A 13,955-nucleotide genomic window follows, 5' to 3' on the forward strand; every position below is an offset into this window, starting at 1 on the left:
CGCCGCGAGTTGCAGCTGCAACTCGCCGACGGTGACCAGGTCGCCGATCCGAGCATCGAGCGTGTCCGCGCCGGCGCGGCTCAACCATGCGGTACCCGGCGCAGGCACCCCGCTTGCGACACGCTCAACACCCTGTGCGTCGGCAATCGTGAACGCACCGCGCAACGGGAACCCGTCACCCAGCGCGCGCAGGTCGCCGAGCTGCAGCCGCGGCTCGCCTGCCGCATTACCGGCACCCGCCGCCGCGCGCGCGACGCTGATCATCGTGTTGAGTTCGACCGTGTGCGTGCGCCGCAGCCCGGCCGATGCGGCCGCCTGCTCGATCTCCGCCGCAATCGGCGAGTCGCCACGCACCACCGCGTCGCCGCCGAGCAGGCGATTGGCCTCGATCGCGAGGGCGCGCTCGGCGCGGTCGGTGACGAACCCGACCGCGGTCACCGCCACCACCGCGAGCACCAGCGCGGCGAGGAGGATGCGCACATCGCCGGCCTTGAGGTCGCGGCGCATCTGCCGCCACGCCATCGCCAACACGTTGGCCGGTCCGATCCGCGCGCTCACGCGCCGGCCCGTCCGCCGGCCACGGGATGCATCCGCTCGTCGGCCACCAGCCGTCCGGCGTCGAGACGCAGGCGATGGCTGCAACGTTCGGCCAGGTGGTCATCGTGGGTTACCAGCACGAGCGTCGTGCCGGCCTCGGCATTGAGTGCGAACAGCAGTTCGATGATCGCCTGGCCGGTATGGCTGTCGAGGTTACCGGTCGGCTCGTCGGCGAACAGCAGGGACGGCTCGGTGACGAATGCGCGCGCGAGGGCGACGCGTTGCTGCTCACCGCCCGACAGCTGCCGCGGGTAGTGGCCGAGCCGCTCGCCAAGGCCGACCTTGCCGAGGATCGCGCGTGCGGGCGCTTCCACCTCCGCGTCGCCGCGCAGTTCCAGCGGCAGCATCACGTTCTCCAGCGCCGTCAGCGAGGGCAGCAGCTGGAAGTTCTGGAACACGAAGCCGACCTTTTCCCCGCGCACGCGTGCCCGGCCATCTTCGTCGAGCGTCGACAGTGGCTCACCGTGGAGGACGACCCGGCCGTCGCTGGGAATGTCGAGCCCGGCCATCAGCGACAGCAGCGTGCTCTTGCCCGAGCCGGACGCGCCGACGATCGCCACGGTGTCCCCACGCGCGATGGTGAACCCGACGCCTTCGAGGATCGTCAGCGGTCCGGACGGCAGCGACACGCGCTTGCCGAGCGACTCCACCACCAGCGCGGGCGGGTGGGATGCGTTCGGGGCCGGGCTGGCGGCGGCGGCACGGACGTCGACCGGTGCGGTGGCGGAATGGGTCATCATGGATTCTTCGACAGGAAGGGGGTGGTGCCGTCCGGCGCGCCCGCGGACCGGAGCGACAGATGCAGCGGAACGACAACCATTCGGGCAGATATGCGGCATCGTCGCGCCCGGTTCAATGTGCCATTGGCTTGCTGTTGTGGGTGGTGGTCGCGATTCCATCGCTGCACGCCGCGCAACTGCAGTCCACGCCGGCACGCGAAGCACCCGATGCAACCGTGCTGGTGATGGGCGATTCGCTCTCTGCCGGTTATGGCATGCCGGCGGCGCAGGGCTGGGTGGCGTTGCTCGACGAGCGCCTCGAAAAGCAGGACTCCGGCTGGGAAGTCGTCAATGCGAGCATCAGCGGCGAAACCACCGCCGGTGGCCGCGCGCGCATCGTGGGTGCCCTGGCGCGGCACCGCCCGCGGGTGGTGGTGGTCGCGTTGGGGGCCAACGACGGGCTGCGTGGACTGCCCACCGCCCAGGCCGCAGCCAACCTCGCCTACATGATCGGCGCCGCCCACGGCGCCGGCGCGAAGGTGCTGCTGGTCGGCATGCAGATGCCGCCCAACCTCGGCGCGGCCTATGCCGACGCGTTTGCCGGCAACTATTCCACGCTGGCCTCGCGGTTCGACGTGGCCCTGCTGCCGTTCCTGCTCGAGCCGATCGCGCTGGACCGGGCGGCCTTCCAGGCCGACAACCTGCACCCGGTGGCGGCGGCGCAACCGCGCCTGCTGGACCACGTGTGGACCGCGCTGGAGCCGCTCCTGTAGGAAAATCCGCGATCGCGTGTGATAACCGGCGCGCCCGTGCGAATCACCTTGGCATGGACACCATGACGGACCCTGCCGCCATCGACGCGCTCCCCGACGACTCGCTGCAAGCGCGTTTCACCGCCCTGCTCGACCAGCATCGCGGCATCGTCCTGAAGATCGCGCACGGCTACTGCCGGCACCCCGAGGACCGGCACGACCTGGTGCAGGACATCAGCATCCAGGCCTGGCGCGCATTCGGCCGCTTCGACCCGGCGCGCAGCCGGTTCTCCACCTGGCTTTACCGGGTGGTGCTGAACGTCGCGATCTCGCACGTCCGCTCGGCCACCCTGCACGAGCGCCACCATGCCGGCCTCGACGACGAGGCCCTCGCCGCACTGCCCGACCCTGCCGCCGACACCGGCCAGGCAGACCGCCTGCGCACGTTGCGCGCCGTCATCGACCGGCTCGGCCCGCTCGACCGCGCATTGATGCTGCTCTACCTGGATGAACGCAGCCATCGCGAGATCGCCGAGGTGCTCGGCATCGGCGAGAGCAACGTAGCGACCCGGCTGCATCGGCTGCGGCAGCGCATCGCCGCGCAGTTCGCAGACGCGCCCGGCGGCACTGATACCCCCACTCGCAGGACACGGTAATGGAACTCGACGAACTCAGGGCCGCCTGGCGCCAGCTCGACCGGGAATTGAACGCGGCATGGACGCAGGTCGACCTGCGTGCCGATGGCCTGGAGGCGTTGGCGCTGGAAGAGCGTCGCGCGCGCCGGATCGATCGCAGCCGCATGTCGCTGCGGCGGTTCGGTGTCTGGCAGCTGGTGGAGGCGCTGGTCTGGATTGCGATGGTGGTGGTCGCCGCGACGTTCTGGGTCGACCACCGGGATACTCCGCACCTGCTGGCCGCCGGACTGGTGTTGCACGCGTACGGCATCGCCGCGATCTGGGCCAGCGTCACCCGCGCGTTGCTCGCCGGCGGGGTGTACTACACCGGGCCGGTGCTGGACATCCAGCGTCGACTGGCCCGCCTGCAACGCTTCACGACCGTCAGCACCGTCGCCCTCGGGCTGCCGTGGTGGTGCCTGTGGCTGGTCGCCACCCTGGTCGGCGCGAAGCTGTGGCTGGGGGTCGACCTGTACGCCGCCGCGCCGGGTTGGGTGGCGGCAACGCTCGGCTTTGGCGTGGTGGCGATGGCCGCCAGCGTCTGGCTGGCCATGCGCTGGTCACGGCATCCGCCGGCCAGCCCGTGGCTGCGCGGGATGATCGACGACCTGTCGGGCTGCAACCTTCAGCGCGCGCAACGCCAGCTGGGCGAGATCGAGCGCTTCGAACGCGCCTGACGTCGCCACTAGGGCGTCGGGCGGCCGGTGAGGAGCGGATACGGGTTGATCGCGGTGCCTTCCCACCAGCGTTTCTCCGGCCCGAGGGCGAAGATCCCGAAGTGCAGGTGCGGCGCGTCATCGCTGGCGTTGCCGGTGCTGCCCACGTAACCGATCACCTGCCCCTGTCGCAGCCGGTCGCCCTCGGCCAGCCCCGCGGCGTAGCGGTCGAGGTGAGCGTAGTAGTACGCGTAACGGCCGCTCGGCTCGAACTGGTAGATCGTCAGTCCACCCCGGTCGCTGGCGAAAAGCTTCTCGACCGTGCCATCGGCCACCGCGACCACCGGGGTGCCACGCGGCGCCATGATGTCGAGCGCCTCGTGCACCCGCCCCTGGCCGCGGGCGTCGTCGAAGGTGTTGGACAGTTGCGCTGGCGCGATGCCACTCACCGGCACGATCAATCCGCCTGCGCCGGCCGCCGGGACCGCGGTGCGCGGGCGCTCGACCGGCGCCGGTGTTCCGCTCGTGCGACCAGGCTCGGCCGGCAACGGGCCGATGGTCGGGGTGGGTTTGTCCTGGGGCGGGGCTGGTGCCTCGACGCGCTCGGCGGGCGCCGCCGGGGTGTCGGCCGGCACGGCGTGCTGGCTGCGCTCGCGCTGGAACACCAGCGCCGCATCCGGGTCGGCCTGGCCGCGGGTCATCACGAAATACACCAGGTTCGCGCCGACCAGCAGGCCGGCGAGGAACACCAGCGCAAGCCTCAGCATCGCGGCCCCACGAGACCGCTGGTGCCGGACCCGACAGCGCGGCGCCTTGGGTCAGGCGCGGTCATTCGCGCAGGACCGCACGCGTGCCCGGGCCGACCGCTTCGGCCAGCGTGCGCGCGCTCCAGTTGGTCATGCGGATGCAGCCGTGCGACTGGGTCTTGCCGATCGTCGACGGCTCCGGCGTCCCGTGGATGCCGTAGTGCTCCTTCGACAGGTCGATCCAGACCACGCCGACCGGGTTGTTCGGGCCCGGGGCGATCTTGGCCTTGCTGTGGCTCGGATCCGCATCCCAGAACAAATCCGGGTTGTAGTGGAACACCGGATCGTTGGCCACGCCCTTGATCTCCCACTCGCCAATCGGCAGCGGGTCGTGCGAGCTGCCCATCGTCGCCGGCCACTGGGCGACGGTCGCGCCCTCGGCGTCCACCAGCATCACCACCGCATCGGACTTGTCGACCACCACATGGCCGCCTTCCGGCAAGGACGCTGCGGCGACGTTGGGTACCCGCCAGTTCGCGCCAGCCTCCAGCGCGACATCGGGATTCAGCCGCTTCAGAAGCGCCGGGCTGGCGTGGAACTTTTCGCCCAATGCCTCCAGCGCCGAGGTGTAGCCGAGCCGCTCGAGTTCGGCCTTGGCTTCCATGTCCGTCGGAATGGTGCTGAACGGTCCGGTCACGTCGGCATCGGTCAGGGTGTAGGAGACCAGCACATCGGCGGTGTCCAGGTCGAGCGCTTCCCAGGTCGCCGCGTCGACGGTGCCGGTGACCGGCAGGTCGCGGCTGCGCTGGAAGCCCTCGATCGCGCGGCGGGTGTTGCTGCCGTACGCGCCATCAATCTCGCCGGGCGAAAAGTGCGCACGGTCCAGCAGCACCTGCGCGCGCAGCACGGCCGACCCGGAGTCACCCGCCTCGACGGTGGTCGTCACCGCATCGTTGGCCGTGGCGCGATCGCCGGTGGCGTCCTGCGCCGACACTGCGTACGGGACCAACGCCAGCGAACAGGCCAGCGCCAGCACGGCGACGCGCGAAGGAATGCCGGACGACGCGGCACGGCTCGGGATGACAGGCTTCATGCGATCGATTCCATGGGGTTTGGATCGATGCTGCGCGAGGCTCATTCGGCGGCGCGTGAAACCCCGCGCGCAGCCTTGCTGGCGACTGAAGCGACAGCGCCTGCACCCGCGCTGTCGCACCCCAGGAAGCGTGAACCCTCCAGCCACTGGCTGTCGGGGTAATAGGCGAACAGCAACTGCCCGTCCTTGAGCGTGTCGATCAGTTCCTGCGCGATCTCGCCGCGTACGGCCGGGCAACCGAAGCTGCGCCCCAGCCGGCCCTGCTGCAACGCCTGGCGCGGATCCACGTAGTCGGCGCCATGCATCACGATCAGCCGCTCGCGCGCACGGTCGTTGAAACCCGGCTCCAGCCCGTCCATCCGCAGCGAGTAGCCGTTGCCGCCCACGTAGGTCTCGGCGGTGCGGAACAGGCCCAGGCTCGACATCAAGCTGCCCTCGGTATTGGAGAACTCCGTGGTCATGTTCCCGCCGCTGTACTTGCCGTGGGCCACGTGCTCGGAATACAGCAGGTCGGCAGCGGTGAGGTCGAACACCCACAGGCGCTGCTCGGTCGAAGGGCGCGAGTAGTCGATCACCGCCAGCCGCTCGACCGAGCCGATCTGGCCATCCAGCGTCGCGCAGCGCTGCGCCTCGAGCGCCAACTTGATGACCTGCGGATCGGCGGATGGCGCGGCGAGGGCGAGCCGCTCGGCCAGCGTCGGCGCGGGCGACCGCGGCACTTCGACAGTGCGGGTGGCCGGTACGGGCGCAGGCCGGACGGCCGCGTCGACCGGGTCAGGGGTGCTGCCGCAGCCGGCGATCGTGGCAACGGCCAGGACGACGGCGGCACGCGACAGGACGCGAAGGGGATGGGTTCGGACCATCCTCACATGTTATTGACACTGGAGCGCCGGCATCTGAATGCGATGAACGACGGCCGGGCCTGCGTTCACGTTGTCGACGGCCACGCCCGCCAGCACAAGCCCTTCCGCGTCAGTCGAAGCCGGCAAGCTTCTGCCGGGTGGCCTTGTCCCAACCCTCCCACGGGTCCTTGCGCAAGCCAGCGGCGCGCCGTAGCGCGCGGGTCAGGTCGTAGTCTGCGCCCGACCTGGTACGGCCAAGCTCGTCCCAGCGGAGCGGCACGGCCACGCCGGCGCCCGCCCGCGCGCGCAGCGACCAGCTGGCGACGCTGGTCGCGCCGCGGCCATTGCGCAGCCAGTCGATGAAGATCACGCCCTTGCGCTTGGCTTTCGACGCCGTGGCGACGTAGCGGTCCGGCGCCTGCGTCGCCAGTGCATCGGCAAAGGCCTCGCAGAAGGCCTTGGCTTCGCTCCAACTGGGCCCCGGCGCGATCGGCACCACCACGTGCAGGCCCTTGCCGCCGGACAGGCGCAGGAACCCGCGCATGCCGATCTCCTCCAGCCGCGCACGGATGTCGCGGGCGGCGGCCTTGAGCGCCGGCCATTCCACGCCCTCGCCCGGGTCCAGGTCGAACACCAGCCGGTCGGGGTGCTCGACGTCCTCCACCCGCGAGCCCCAGGGATGCAGCTCCAGCACGTTCATCTGCACCAGGTCGAGCAGGCCCTCGACATCCTCGATGTAGACGTAGTCCTCCAGGCCGCCGACGCCCTTCTCCCGGATCGGCACCGCGTGCACGTTGGGACCGAGCGTGTCGGCATGGTGCTTCTGGAAGAAGCACTGGCCCTTGAGGCCGTCCGGACAACGCAGCATCGACAGCGGCCGCCGCGCCACCTCGGGCAACAGTTGCGGTGCGATCGCGCGGTAGTAGTCGGCGACCTGCTGCTTGGTGATTTTCTCGGCCGGGTAGATCAGCTTGTCCGGGCTGGTCAGCTTGAAAGTGTCCTGCTCGCCCACGTCGCTCGCCTCCTTGTCCTCGCGCAGGCGCTGGAAACTCGCCTGCCGCAACAGCCCCTCCTTCCCCCAGCCGCGGAACGCCACCTCGGCCACCAGCCGAGGCTCGACCCAGGTCACGTCGCGCGGCGCGAACGGGATGTGCCCCGGCAGCACCAGGGTCGGTTCCTTGCGCGCGAGCTTTTGCAACCGGGTGGTCATCGAGCGCAGCCGCGCATCGTCGAAACCGGTGCCCACCCGACCGACGTACTTCAGGCGCCCGGCCTCCCGCGTGGCCATCAGCAACGCGCCAAAGCCCACCCGCGACCGCTTGGGTGCGGTGAAGCCGACCACGATGAACTCGTCGCTCTCGGCGTGCTTGATCTTCAGCCAGGTCCGCGAGCGCCCCGGGGTGTAGTGCGCGTCGACCGCCTTGCTGATGATCCCTTCCATCTCCTGGCCCTTGCTGGCCGCGAAGACCTGGTCGCCATGCCCGACGATGTGCTGGCTGTAGGCGAGCACGTCGTCCCGGCCGACGTCGGCCAGCAGCGCTTCCAGCAGCGCCTTGCGCTCGTCGAGCCGGGTGCGCGTGAGGTCGACGCCGGCCAGCGTCGGCAGGTCGAACACGACATAGCGCAGGACCGCGCTCGCACTGCCCTCGATGGTGCGTTGCAGGTCGGCGAAGCTGTTGCGACCCTTTGCATCGAGTGCGATCAGCTCGCCGTCCAGGCTCGCGTCACCGGCACCAAGCGATTCCAGTGCGTCCACGATATCGGGGTAGTCGGCGGTCCAGTCCAGCCCGTTGCGCGAGCGCAGGGTGGCCTTGCCGCCATCGATCCGCGCCAGCATCCGGTAGCCGTCCCACTTGAGTTCGTGCAGCCAGCCCTCGCCGGCCGGCGGTGTCTCGCGCAGGGTGGCCAGCTGCGGGTCCACCTCGGTGGTTCCGCGCAATGGTTTGGCGCCGTCCAGCGCCATCGCCCGGGTCTTCCAATCGATCCGGCGGCGGCGGGCCTTGGGGGCCGGTGCCGCGGCCTTGCGGGGCTTCGCCCGGGCAGCCGCCTTCTTCGCCGGCCCCGACGGCCGGCGGCCTTTCCATCCTTTCGGCGTGGGCGCATCGGTCAGTTCGTCGGCTTCTGTGTCGGCGGCATGCTCGTCATCGCGCTTGATCAGCAGCCATTGCGGCTTGCTGGCCGGCTTGGCCGTGCGCACCAGCTTCCAGCCACCGCCGAGCCTTTCGCCGTGCAGGACGAAGTCGATCTTGCCCGCGGCAAGTGACTCCAGCGGGTCGCCGTTGCAGCTCCACACCCCGCGGTCGAACAGGTCGACGTGGCCGGCGCCGTAATGGCCCTCGGGGATGTCACCCTCGAAGTCGGCATACGACAGCGGGTGGTCTTCCACCTCGACCGCGAGCCGTTTCTCGCCGACACGCAATGAAGGCCCCTTCGGCACCGACCAGCTCTTGAGCGCGCCGTCCATCTCGAGGCGGAAGTCGTAGTGCCGCACGCTCGCGTGGTGCAACTGGATGACGAAGATCGGCCGGTGCCCACGCCGGCCCGGGCTGTCGCTGGACGGCTCGGGCGTCTGGTCGAAGCGGCGCTTGCGGTCGTACTCGCGCAGGCTCATCGGTCAGTCCGGCGCGCCGCCTCAGGCCGCCTTCTTGCCGCCGGACTTCTTCTTGGCTGCGGTCTTCTTGGCGGGCTTCTTGGCCGCGGCCTTCTTGGTCGTTTTCTTCGCTGTCTTCCTGGGCTTGGCTTCCTTCCCGTCGTCGGCATCGGCCGCCTTGCCGGCCTTCTTGGCCGGAGTTCGCTTCTTCTTGGCGATGCTCTGCTGCAGCAGCTCCATGAAGTCGACCACGTTGGTGGCCGCGTGGTCGTGCACCGCCGGCTCCTCGTCGTCGTGCTTGACCACGCCCTTGTCCTTCATGCGCTTGGTGATGACGTCCTGCAGGCGCTGGCGGAACTCGTCCTGGTAGTTCCCCGGCTCCCACTCGCCCGACATCGTCTGGATCAGCTGCTCGGAGAACTCCAGCTCCTTGTCGGTGATCCGGTAGTCCGCGCTCTTGCCCTCGGGAATGCGGTACTCCTCGATGTCCACCAGCTCTTGGGGATACCGCATCATCATCAGCAGCAGCGCGTTGTCCTGCGGCATGACCGCGCAGAGGCTCTCGCGCGTGCGGATGACGACCCGGGCGATGCCGATCTTGCCCGTGCGCGCCAGCGCCTCGCGCAGGAGCACGTAGCCCTTCTCGGCCTTCTTGGCCGGCACCAGCACATAGGGCTTCTCGAAGTACTGCGGACCGATCGACTCCACGTCGACGAAGGCCTCGACCTCGATCGCGTCATGGCTCTCGGGCGCGGCCGACTTGATGTCGTCGGGCTCGAGCACGACGTAGCTGCCCTTGTCGTACTCGAACGCCTTGACGATGTCCTTCCAGGCGACTTCCTCGCCGGTCTCGGCGTTGACGCGCTCGTAGCGGATGGGCTGGTTGTTGCGCGAATCGAGCATCCGGAACGAGATGTCGGTCTTGCGCTCGCCCGACATCAGCGAGACCGGGATGTTGAGCAGGCCGAACGAGAGGGTGCCGGACCAGATCGGGCGGGCCATGGCGGGCTCCTGCGCAGTGCAGTGCGGGCCGTCGAGTATCAAAAGATGAATGTGACGCGCGCGTTGAATCGCCGGCGTTGCGCCCACGCGGTCGCCTGCCGGGTTCACCGCGGCTTGCGGCTGCCCGCGCTAGCGTCCGGGCAAGCCACGCAGGAGACCCCCATGACCCGAAATGCCGAGCGCGTGCATACCGACCCGGACGCCATCGCCGCGATCCAGCGCAACATCGAGCGGCTGCCCAATGGCGCCCATGTCCTGCTGGGGCTGGAGGACGGTAGCGAAGTTACCGGCATCGTCGCCGCGCGGCCGATCGCGCAGATGTTCTTCGGCCCGGACGGGCGCGAGGGGATGAACGCGGTGGTGAGGATCGAGCAACCGGCGCTGGACCATCCCGAATCCGCCGGCTGGCGCGACCTGTGGGTCGACCGGATCCTCGAGGTGCGGCGGCTGGACCCGGAGTGACCGTCAACCGTTCGCTGGCCCTTCGGCGGCGATCTGCCGCAGCGCCTGCTCGAACAGTTCCACCGGCTGGCCGCCCTGGATCAGGTGGCGGTCGTTGATGATCACCGACGGCACCGCGCTGATCCCGCGCTGCTGATAGAGCTGCTCGCGCGCCCGCACGTCGTCGGCGTGGCGATCGGAATCGAGCACTTGCAATGCCTCGTCACGGTCCAGCCCGGCCGTGGCGGCCGCGTCGGCCAACACCTCATGCGAAGACACGTCCAGGTCGTCGGTGAAATACGCCCGCAGCAGCGCCTGCTTGAGCGCAAGCTCCTGGCTCCGGCCGAGGGTACCTGCCCAGTGGAGCAGCCGGTGTGCGTCGAAGGTGTTGTAGACGCGGCTACGCCGGTTGAACTCGAAGCCCAGCGCGGCGCCCCGCTGCCGGAGCACCTCGCGGTTCTGTGCGAGTTGCTCCGCGCTTGCGCCGTACTTGCGGGCGAGGTGCTCGTCGCTGTCCTCGCCTTCCGGTGGCATCCGGGGGTTGAGCTCGAATGGCTGGAAGTGCAGCTCGACGTCCACCGCGTCACCGACGCGGTCGATCGCCTGCTGCAGCGACTTGAGCCCGACCGCGCACCACGGGCAGGAGACGTCCGAGACAAAGTCGATGCGAACCGGCGTGGCCATGGCGGGGCTCCCTGGAAGGTCGGTCAGTAGATGCGGCCGGCGGACCCTGTCCGCAATGCCTCCGCGCCACCGGGGCGCGTGGCCGGGCGGTTCACTCCTCGGGGCGTTCGGCTTGCAGCTCCTCCGGCGGCGGCGCGCCGTCGCCACGGCGCTGCTGCCACGCGGGCGTGAGGTTGGCGCCCGGGCCGGGCGGGCCGGCGAGGCGGCCGGCGGACCCGGGCCGCAATGCCTCCGCGCCACCGGGGCGCGTGGCCGGGCGGTTCACTCCTCGGGGCGTTCGGCTTGCAGCTCCTCCGGCGGCGGCGCGCCGTCGCCACGGCGCTGCTGCCACGCGGGCGTGAGGTTGGCGCCCTGGCCGGGCTGGTCGGCGCGGTCGTCGGGCTTGCGCAGTTCACCCTGGTCGGTGCGGACTTCGTCGGCGGGCGATGCCGGCGGATGGAACTTGCTCATCTCGGCTCCTGCTCATGCGGCGAGGCCGCGGGCACCGAGGTGTACCACTGTTGCCGGCCAGACGCGGTCAACGCGGGCGACGCCGGGTGCCGGACGGTCACCCCTGGGGTCGGCCAAAAGAAAAGCCCGGCCTAAGCCGGGCTTTCCTGGATCACGTTGCGGCCGCCGAAGCGTCCGCTCCGATCGATGCCTTACAGCGCTTCGACGGCGTCAGCCTGCAGGCCCTTCTGGCCCTGGGTGACGGTGAAGCTGACCTTCTGGCCTTCCTGCAGGGACTTGAAGCCCTGACCCTGGATGGCGCGGAAGTGAACGAACACGTCCTCGCCATTCTCGCGGGAGATGAAGCCAAAGCCCTTGGCATCGTTGAACCACTTGACGGTACCGGTTTCACGGTTCGACATTTTCTTGCTCCTTGGAACAGTTTTTTTGGAATACCGCTTGCGCGGTGGTGTGCTGGTTGCAAGGAGTAAGCGAGGTGCAACGATGTAGCGGATCAGGGATCTACGGCATCGGGCCACGATTCACGGTGACCCTGGCAAGCAGCACGCGCACCCTAGCCCGGCCCGCGCAGGATTGCAACCGCCCCCGTGGAACGACCCCGAGTCCCTGTTCAGCCGGGGCCCGCGCCTTATCCTGTGCGCCCGTGGCCGGCGCCACCCCAACGAGACCCAGCCGATGACCGACACCCCGCCCGACCGCCTCGCCACCGATCCGCGCAGCCCGCATCACGACGCCGCCACCCTGGAACGCGGCATCGGCATCCGCTTCAACGGCGTGGAGCGCCATAACGTCGAGGAGTACTGCGTCAGCGAGGGATGGGTGAAGCTGCCCGTCGGCAAGTCGCTGGACCGCCGCGGCCAGCCGATGACGATGAAGGTCAAGGGCACCGTCGAACCCTATTTCCTCGATACGGCCGGCGACAGCGAAAGTCCCGCCGAGTGAAATCCAACGGCCTGTCATTCCACCACCCCGTCGCCTTCTGGGCCGGGTGCGCACTGCTGGTGGCCGGCGTGTTCTCGCACATGCCGATGTTCATGATGGGCCGGCACACCCACTGGCAGATGGTGGGCATGCCGATGGACGGCTGGATGCTAGCCGGCATGGCAATGATCCCGGCCGGCCTGCTGCTGGCCTTCTACGGGCTGATGCCGCGACTGTCGCAGATGCGGCAGGCGCTGGCCGGCGGCGACCACCTGCACTTCCACGTGGCCGACGGCGTGCCGCTCAACCGCGAGCACTGGAAGCTGGTGCTGGTGCTGGTGGTCGCGCTGACGGTCGATGTGATGAAGCCGGCCACGCTCGGCTTCGTGATCCCGGGGATGACCGACGAGTACGGGATCAGCGAGCGCTCGGCCGGATGGCTGGCGCTGGTCGCGCTGGTCGGCACCGCGATCGGCTCGGTGGTCTGGGGGCGGATGGCCGACCTGTTCGGCCGCCGCGCCGCGATCCTGCTGTCGGCGCTGATGTTCATGGGTACCGCGATCTGCGGGGCGATGCCGGCATTCGAGTGGAACCTGGCGATGTGCTTCCTGATGGGGGCGTCGGCCGGTGGCCTGCTGCCGATCACCTTCACCCTGATGGCCGAGACCATCCCGGCGGCGCAGCGCGGCTGGCTGCTGGTCGCGCTGGGGGGCATCGGCACCTCGGCCGGCTACCTTGCGGCCGCGGGCGCGGCGACGTGGCTGGAGCCGCTGCTGAGCTGGCGGGCGCTGTGGCTGCTCGGCCTGCCGACCGGCGCATTGATCATCGCGCTCAACCGGCTGATCCCCGAATCACCCCGCTTCCTGTCCAACGCCGGGCTGGAGCAGCAGGCGTGCGAGGTGCTGGCGAAGTTTTCCGGCACGGTCGGGGNGCCGACCGGCGCATTGATCATCGCGCTCAACCGGCTGATCCCCGAATCACCCCGCTTCCTGTCCAACGCCGGGCTGGAGCAGCAGGCGTGCGAGGTGCTGGCGAAGTTTTCCGGCACGGTCGGGGCCCAGCCCGACGATGACGCCCACCCGGGCGCGCCAGTGATCGACGAGCGCCACCCGCTCGCCACCTGGCGCCAGTTGCTGCGCGGACGCCACGCGGCGATCAGCTGGGGCCTGGCGGCCTGTGGGGTGGGCTGGGGGCTGGTGACGTTCGGGTTCGTGCTGTGGCTGCCGGTCAACCTGGTCCAGCTGGGCGTCGATTCCCGGGCAGCCAGTGCGCTGCTGGCCCAGTCGGCGCTGCTGGCACTGCCGGGGATCGGCGTGGTGGTGTGGCTCTACCACCGTTGGAGCACGATCCGCTCGCTGGTGCTGTTCATCGCCTTGACCGTCGTGTCACTGCTGGCATTCGCCGCGATCGAAGTGGCGGCGCTGCGCTCGGCCGCCGCGACCACCGCCGCCACCGTCGCCCTGCTGGTGAGCAGCGGCGGGGTGATCGCGATGCTGATTCCCTACGCGGCCGAGATCTACCCGGTGCACCTGCGCGGCACCGGCGCCGGCGTGATCGCGGCCAGCTCGAAGTTCGGCGGCATACTGGGCGCCGGGCTCGGGGTGGCGGGGCTGTTCGCCCACCTGTCGCTGTCGGCCATTTTGATCGCGGTACCGATGGCGATCTCGGCGGCGATGCTGCTGCGCAGCGGCATCGAAACCCGCGGCCACCGGCTGGAGGACATCCAGCACGCGTTGGCCGGGCACTCGCCCTGAGCGCGCGCGCCCTGCCCCTCCACTGACCGGAAGC

General features: G+C 69.8%; 16 protein-coding genes and 1 pseudogene. 6 read left to right on the forward strand and 11 right to left on the reverse strand.

The window, feature by feature from the left end; genetic code table 11:
* Nucleotides 1-558: pseudogene (locus ACKVMH_RS07440) on the reverse strand (ABC transporter permease); the annotation flags it as partial.
* Nucleotides 555-1,334 (reverse strand): ABC transporter ATP-binding protein, encoded by a 780-nt coding sequence (locus ACKVMH_RS07445; RefSeq protein WP_412699812.1) that lies wholly within the window; start codon nucleotides 1,332-1,334, stop codon nucleotides 555-557. The pseudogene ACKVMH_RS07440 and the gene ACKVMH_RS07445, both read right to left, overlap by 4 nt.
* Before the next feature lie 125 nt (nucleotides 1,335-1,459).
* Between ACKVMH_RS07445 and ACKVMH_RS07450 the strand changes: the two genes are divergently transcribed.
* From ACKVMH_RS07450 to ACKVMH_RS07460, 3 genes are all read left to right on the forward strand, one after another.
* The gene (locus tag ACKVMH_RS07450) at nucleotides 1,460-2,089 is read left to right on the forward strand and encodes an arylesterase (RefSeq protein WP_412699834.1); all 630 of its coding nucleotides are present in this window, start codon (nucleotides 1,460-1,462) and stop codon (nucleotides 2,087-2,089) included.
* A gap of 62 nt (nucleotides 2,090-2,151) precedes the next feature.
* Complete coding sequence (locus tag ACKVMH_RS07455; protein ID WP_412699835.1) at nucleotides 2,152-2,724, forward strand: RNA polymerase sigma factor; 573 nt, start codon at nucleotides 2,152-2,154, stop codon at nucleotides 2,722-2,724.
* Nucleotides 2,724-3,419: a hypothetical protein gene (locus tag ACKVMH_RS07460; RefSeq protein WP_412699813.1), complete on the forward strand. Its 696-nt coding sequence runs from the start codon at nucleotides 2,724-2,726 to the stop codon at nucleotides 3,417-3,419. The genes ACKVMH_RS07455 and ACKVMH_RS07460 overlap by 1 nt, the downstream gene beginning before the upstream one ends.
* An 8-nt stretch (nucleotides 3,420-3,427) precedes the next feature.
* On the opposite strand, the gene ACKVMH_RS07465 is transcribed toward ACKVMH_RS07460, so the two are convergent.
* The 5 genes from ACKVMH_RS07465 to ku form a co-directional block, all read right to left on the reverse strand.
* Nucleotides 3,428-4,162 (reverse strand): M23 family metallopeptidase, encoded by a 735-nt coding sequence (locus ACKVMH_RS07465; RefSeq protein ID WP_412699836.1) that lies wholly within the window; start codon nucleotides 4,160-4,162, stop codon nucleotides 3,428-3,430.
* A gap of 64 nt (nucleotides 4,163-4,226) precedes the next feature.
* Complete coding sequence (locus ACKVMH_RS07470) at nucleotides 4,227-5,237, reverse strand: L,D-transpeptidase family protein (protein WP_412699814.1); 1,011 nt, start codon at nucleotides 5,235-5,237, stop codon at nucleotides 4,227-4,229.
* A 41-nt stretch (nucleotides 5,238-5,278) separates the two neighbouring features.
* A complete protein-coding gene (locus tag ACKVMH_RS07475) occupies nucleotides 5,279-6,100 on the reverse strand; it encodes a murein L,D-transpeptidase catalytic domain family protein (protein WP_412699815.1) in 822 nt (273 codons plus the stop codon).
* A gap of 109 nt (nucleotides 6,101-6,209) precedes the next feature.
* Nucleotides 6,210-8,690, reverse strand: coding sequence for a DNA ligase D (gene ligD / locus ACKVMH_RS07480; protein ID WP_412699816.1), 2,481 nt, complete (start codon nucleotides 8,688-8,690; stop codon nucleotides 6,210-6,212).
* Between the two features lie 21 nt (nucleotides 8,691-8,711).
* Entirely contained in the window at nucleotides 8,712-9,671 is a 960-nt protein-coding gene (ku, locus tag ACKVMH_RS07485; protein ID WP_412699817.1) for a non-homologous end joining protein Ku, read from the reverse strand.
* Nucleotides 9,672-9,833: 162 nt separating this feature from the next.
* Here ku and ACKVMH_RS07490 point away from each other — a divergent pair, with 162 nt between their 5' ends.
* The gene (locus tag ACKVMH_RS07490; RefSeq protein ID WP_412699818.1) at nucleotides 9,834-10,133 is read left to right on the forward strand and encodes a DUF3247 family protein; all 300 of its coding nucleotides are present in this window, start codon (nucleotides 9,834-9,836) and stop codon (nucleotides 10,131-10,133) included.
* A gap of 3 nt (nucleotides 10,134-10,136) precedes the next feature.
* Here the strand turns inward: ACKVMH_RS07490 and ACKVMH_RS07495 are convergent, their stop codons facing one another.
* From ACKVMH_RS07495 to ACKVMH_RS07510, 4 genes are all read right to left on the reverse strand, one after another.
* Nucleotides 10,137-10,796: a DsbA family oxidoreductase gene (locus ACKVMH_RS07495; protein ID WP_412699819.1), complete on the reverse strand. Its 660-nt coding sequence runs from the start codon at nucleotides 10,794-10,796 to the stop codon at nucleotides 10,137-10,139.
* Between the two features lie 91 nt (nucleotides 10,797-10,887).
* Nucleotides 10,888-11,061: a hypothetical protein gene (locus ACKVMH_RS07500; protein WP_412699820.1), complete on the reverse strand. Its 174-nt coding sequence runs from the start codon at nucleotides 11,059-11,061 to the stop codon at nucleotides 10,888-10,890.
* Complete coding sequence (locus tag ACKVMH_RS07505; RefSeq protein WP_412699821.1) at nucleotides 11,058-11,246, reverse strand: hypothetical protein; 189 nt, start codon at nucleotides 11,244-11,246, stop codon at nucleotides 11,058-11,060. Before ACKVMH_RS07505 ends, ACKVMH_RS07500 begins: the two co-directional genes overlap by 4 nt.
* A 191-nt stretch (nucleotides 11,247-11,437) precedes the next feature.
* A complete protein-coding gene (locus ACKVMH_RS07510) occupies nucleotides 11,438-11,647 on the reverse strand; it encodes a cold-shock protein (RefSeq protein ID WP_036194962.1) in 210 nt (69 codons plus the stop codon).
* 274 nt (nucleotides 11,648-11,921) lie between these two features.
* Between ACKVMH_RS07510 and ACKVMH_RS07515 the strand changes: the two genes are divergently transcribed.
* Nucleotides 11,922-12,188 (forward strand): DUF3297 family protein, encoded by a 267-nt coding sequence (locus ACKVMH_RS07515; protein WP_215219410.1) that lies wholly within the window; start codon nucleotides 11,922-11,924, stop codon nucleotides 12,186-12,188.
* Nucleotides 12,189-12,529: 341 nt separating this feature from the next.
* The gene (locus ACKVMH_RS07520; RefSeq protein WP_459167103.1) at nucleotides 12,530-13,921 is read left to right on the forward strand and encodes an MFS transporter; all 1,392 of its coding nucleotides are present in this window, start codon (nucleotides 12,530-12,532) and stop codon (nucleotides 13,919-13,921) included.
* The last annotated feature ends 34 nt before the right edge of the window (nucleotides 13,922-13,955 follow it).

It is taken from the genome of Lysobacter zhanggongensis (assembly GCF_046638635.1).
Lineage (GTDB): Bacteria > Pseudomonadota > Gammaproteobacteria > Xanthomonadales > Xanthomonadaceae > Novilysobacter > Novilysobacter luteus.

Bases quoted from the DNA above. Each gene is read 5' to 3' on its own strand.
- ACKVMH_RS07445 (WP_412699812.1), bottom strand. From the start codon at position 1,334: ATGACCCATTCCGCCACCGCACCGGTCGACGTCCGTGCCGCCGCCGCC.
- ACKVMH_RS07455 (WP_412699835.1), top strand. From the start codon at position 2,152: ATGACGGACCCTGCCGCCATCGACGCGCTCCCCGACGACTCGCTGCAA.
- ACKVMH_RS07510 (WP_036194962.1), bottom strand. From the start codon at position 11,647: ATGTCGAACCGTGAAACCGGTACCGTCAAGTGGTTCAACGATGCCAAG.
- ACKVMH_RS07475 (WP_412699815.1), bottom strand. From the start codon at position 6,100: ATGGTCCGAACCCATCCCCTTCGCGTCCTGTCGCGTGCCGCCGTCGTC.
- ACKVMH_RS07515 (WP_215219410.1), top strand. From the start codon at position 11,922: ATGACCGACACCCCGCCCGACCGCCTCGCCACCGATCCGCGCAGCCCG.
- ACKVMH_RS07470 (WP_412699814.1), bottom strand. From the start codon at position 5,237: ATGAAGCCTGTCATCCCGAGCCGTGCCGCGTCGTCCGGCATTCCTTCG.
- ACKVMH_RS07495 (WP_412699819.1), bottom strand. From the start codon at position 10,796: ATGGCCACGCCGGTTCGCATCGACTTTGTCTCGGACGTCTCCTGCCCG.
- ACKVMH_RS07505 (WP_412699821.1), bottom strand. From the start codon at position 11,246: ATGAGCAAGTTCCATCCGCCGGCATCGCCCGCCGACGAAGTCCGCACC.
- ACKVMH_RS07460 (WP_412699813.1), top strand. From the start codon at position 2,724: ATGGAACTCGACGAACTCAGGGCCGCCTGGCGCCAGCTCGACCGGGAA.
- ligD (WP_412699816.1), bottom strand. From the start codon at position 8,690: ATGAGCCTGCGCGAGTACGACCGCAAGCGCCGCTTCGACCAGACGCCC.
- ACKVMH_RS07490 (WP_412699818.1), top strand. From the start codon at position 9,834: ATGACCCGAAATGCCGAGCGCGTGCATACCGACCCGGACGCCATCGCC.
- ku (WP_412699817.1), bottom strand. From the start codon at position 9,671: ATGGCCCGCCCGATCTGGTCCGGCACCCTCTCGTTCGGCCTGCTCAAC.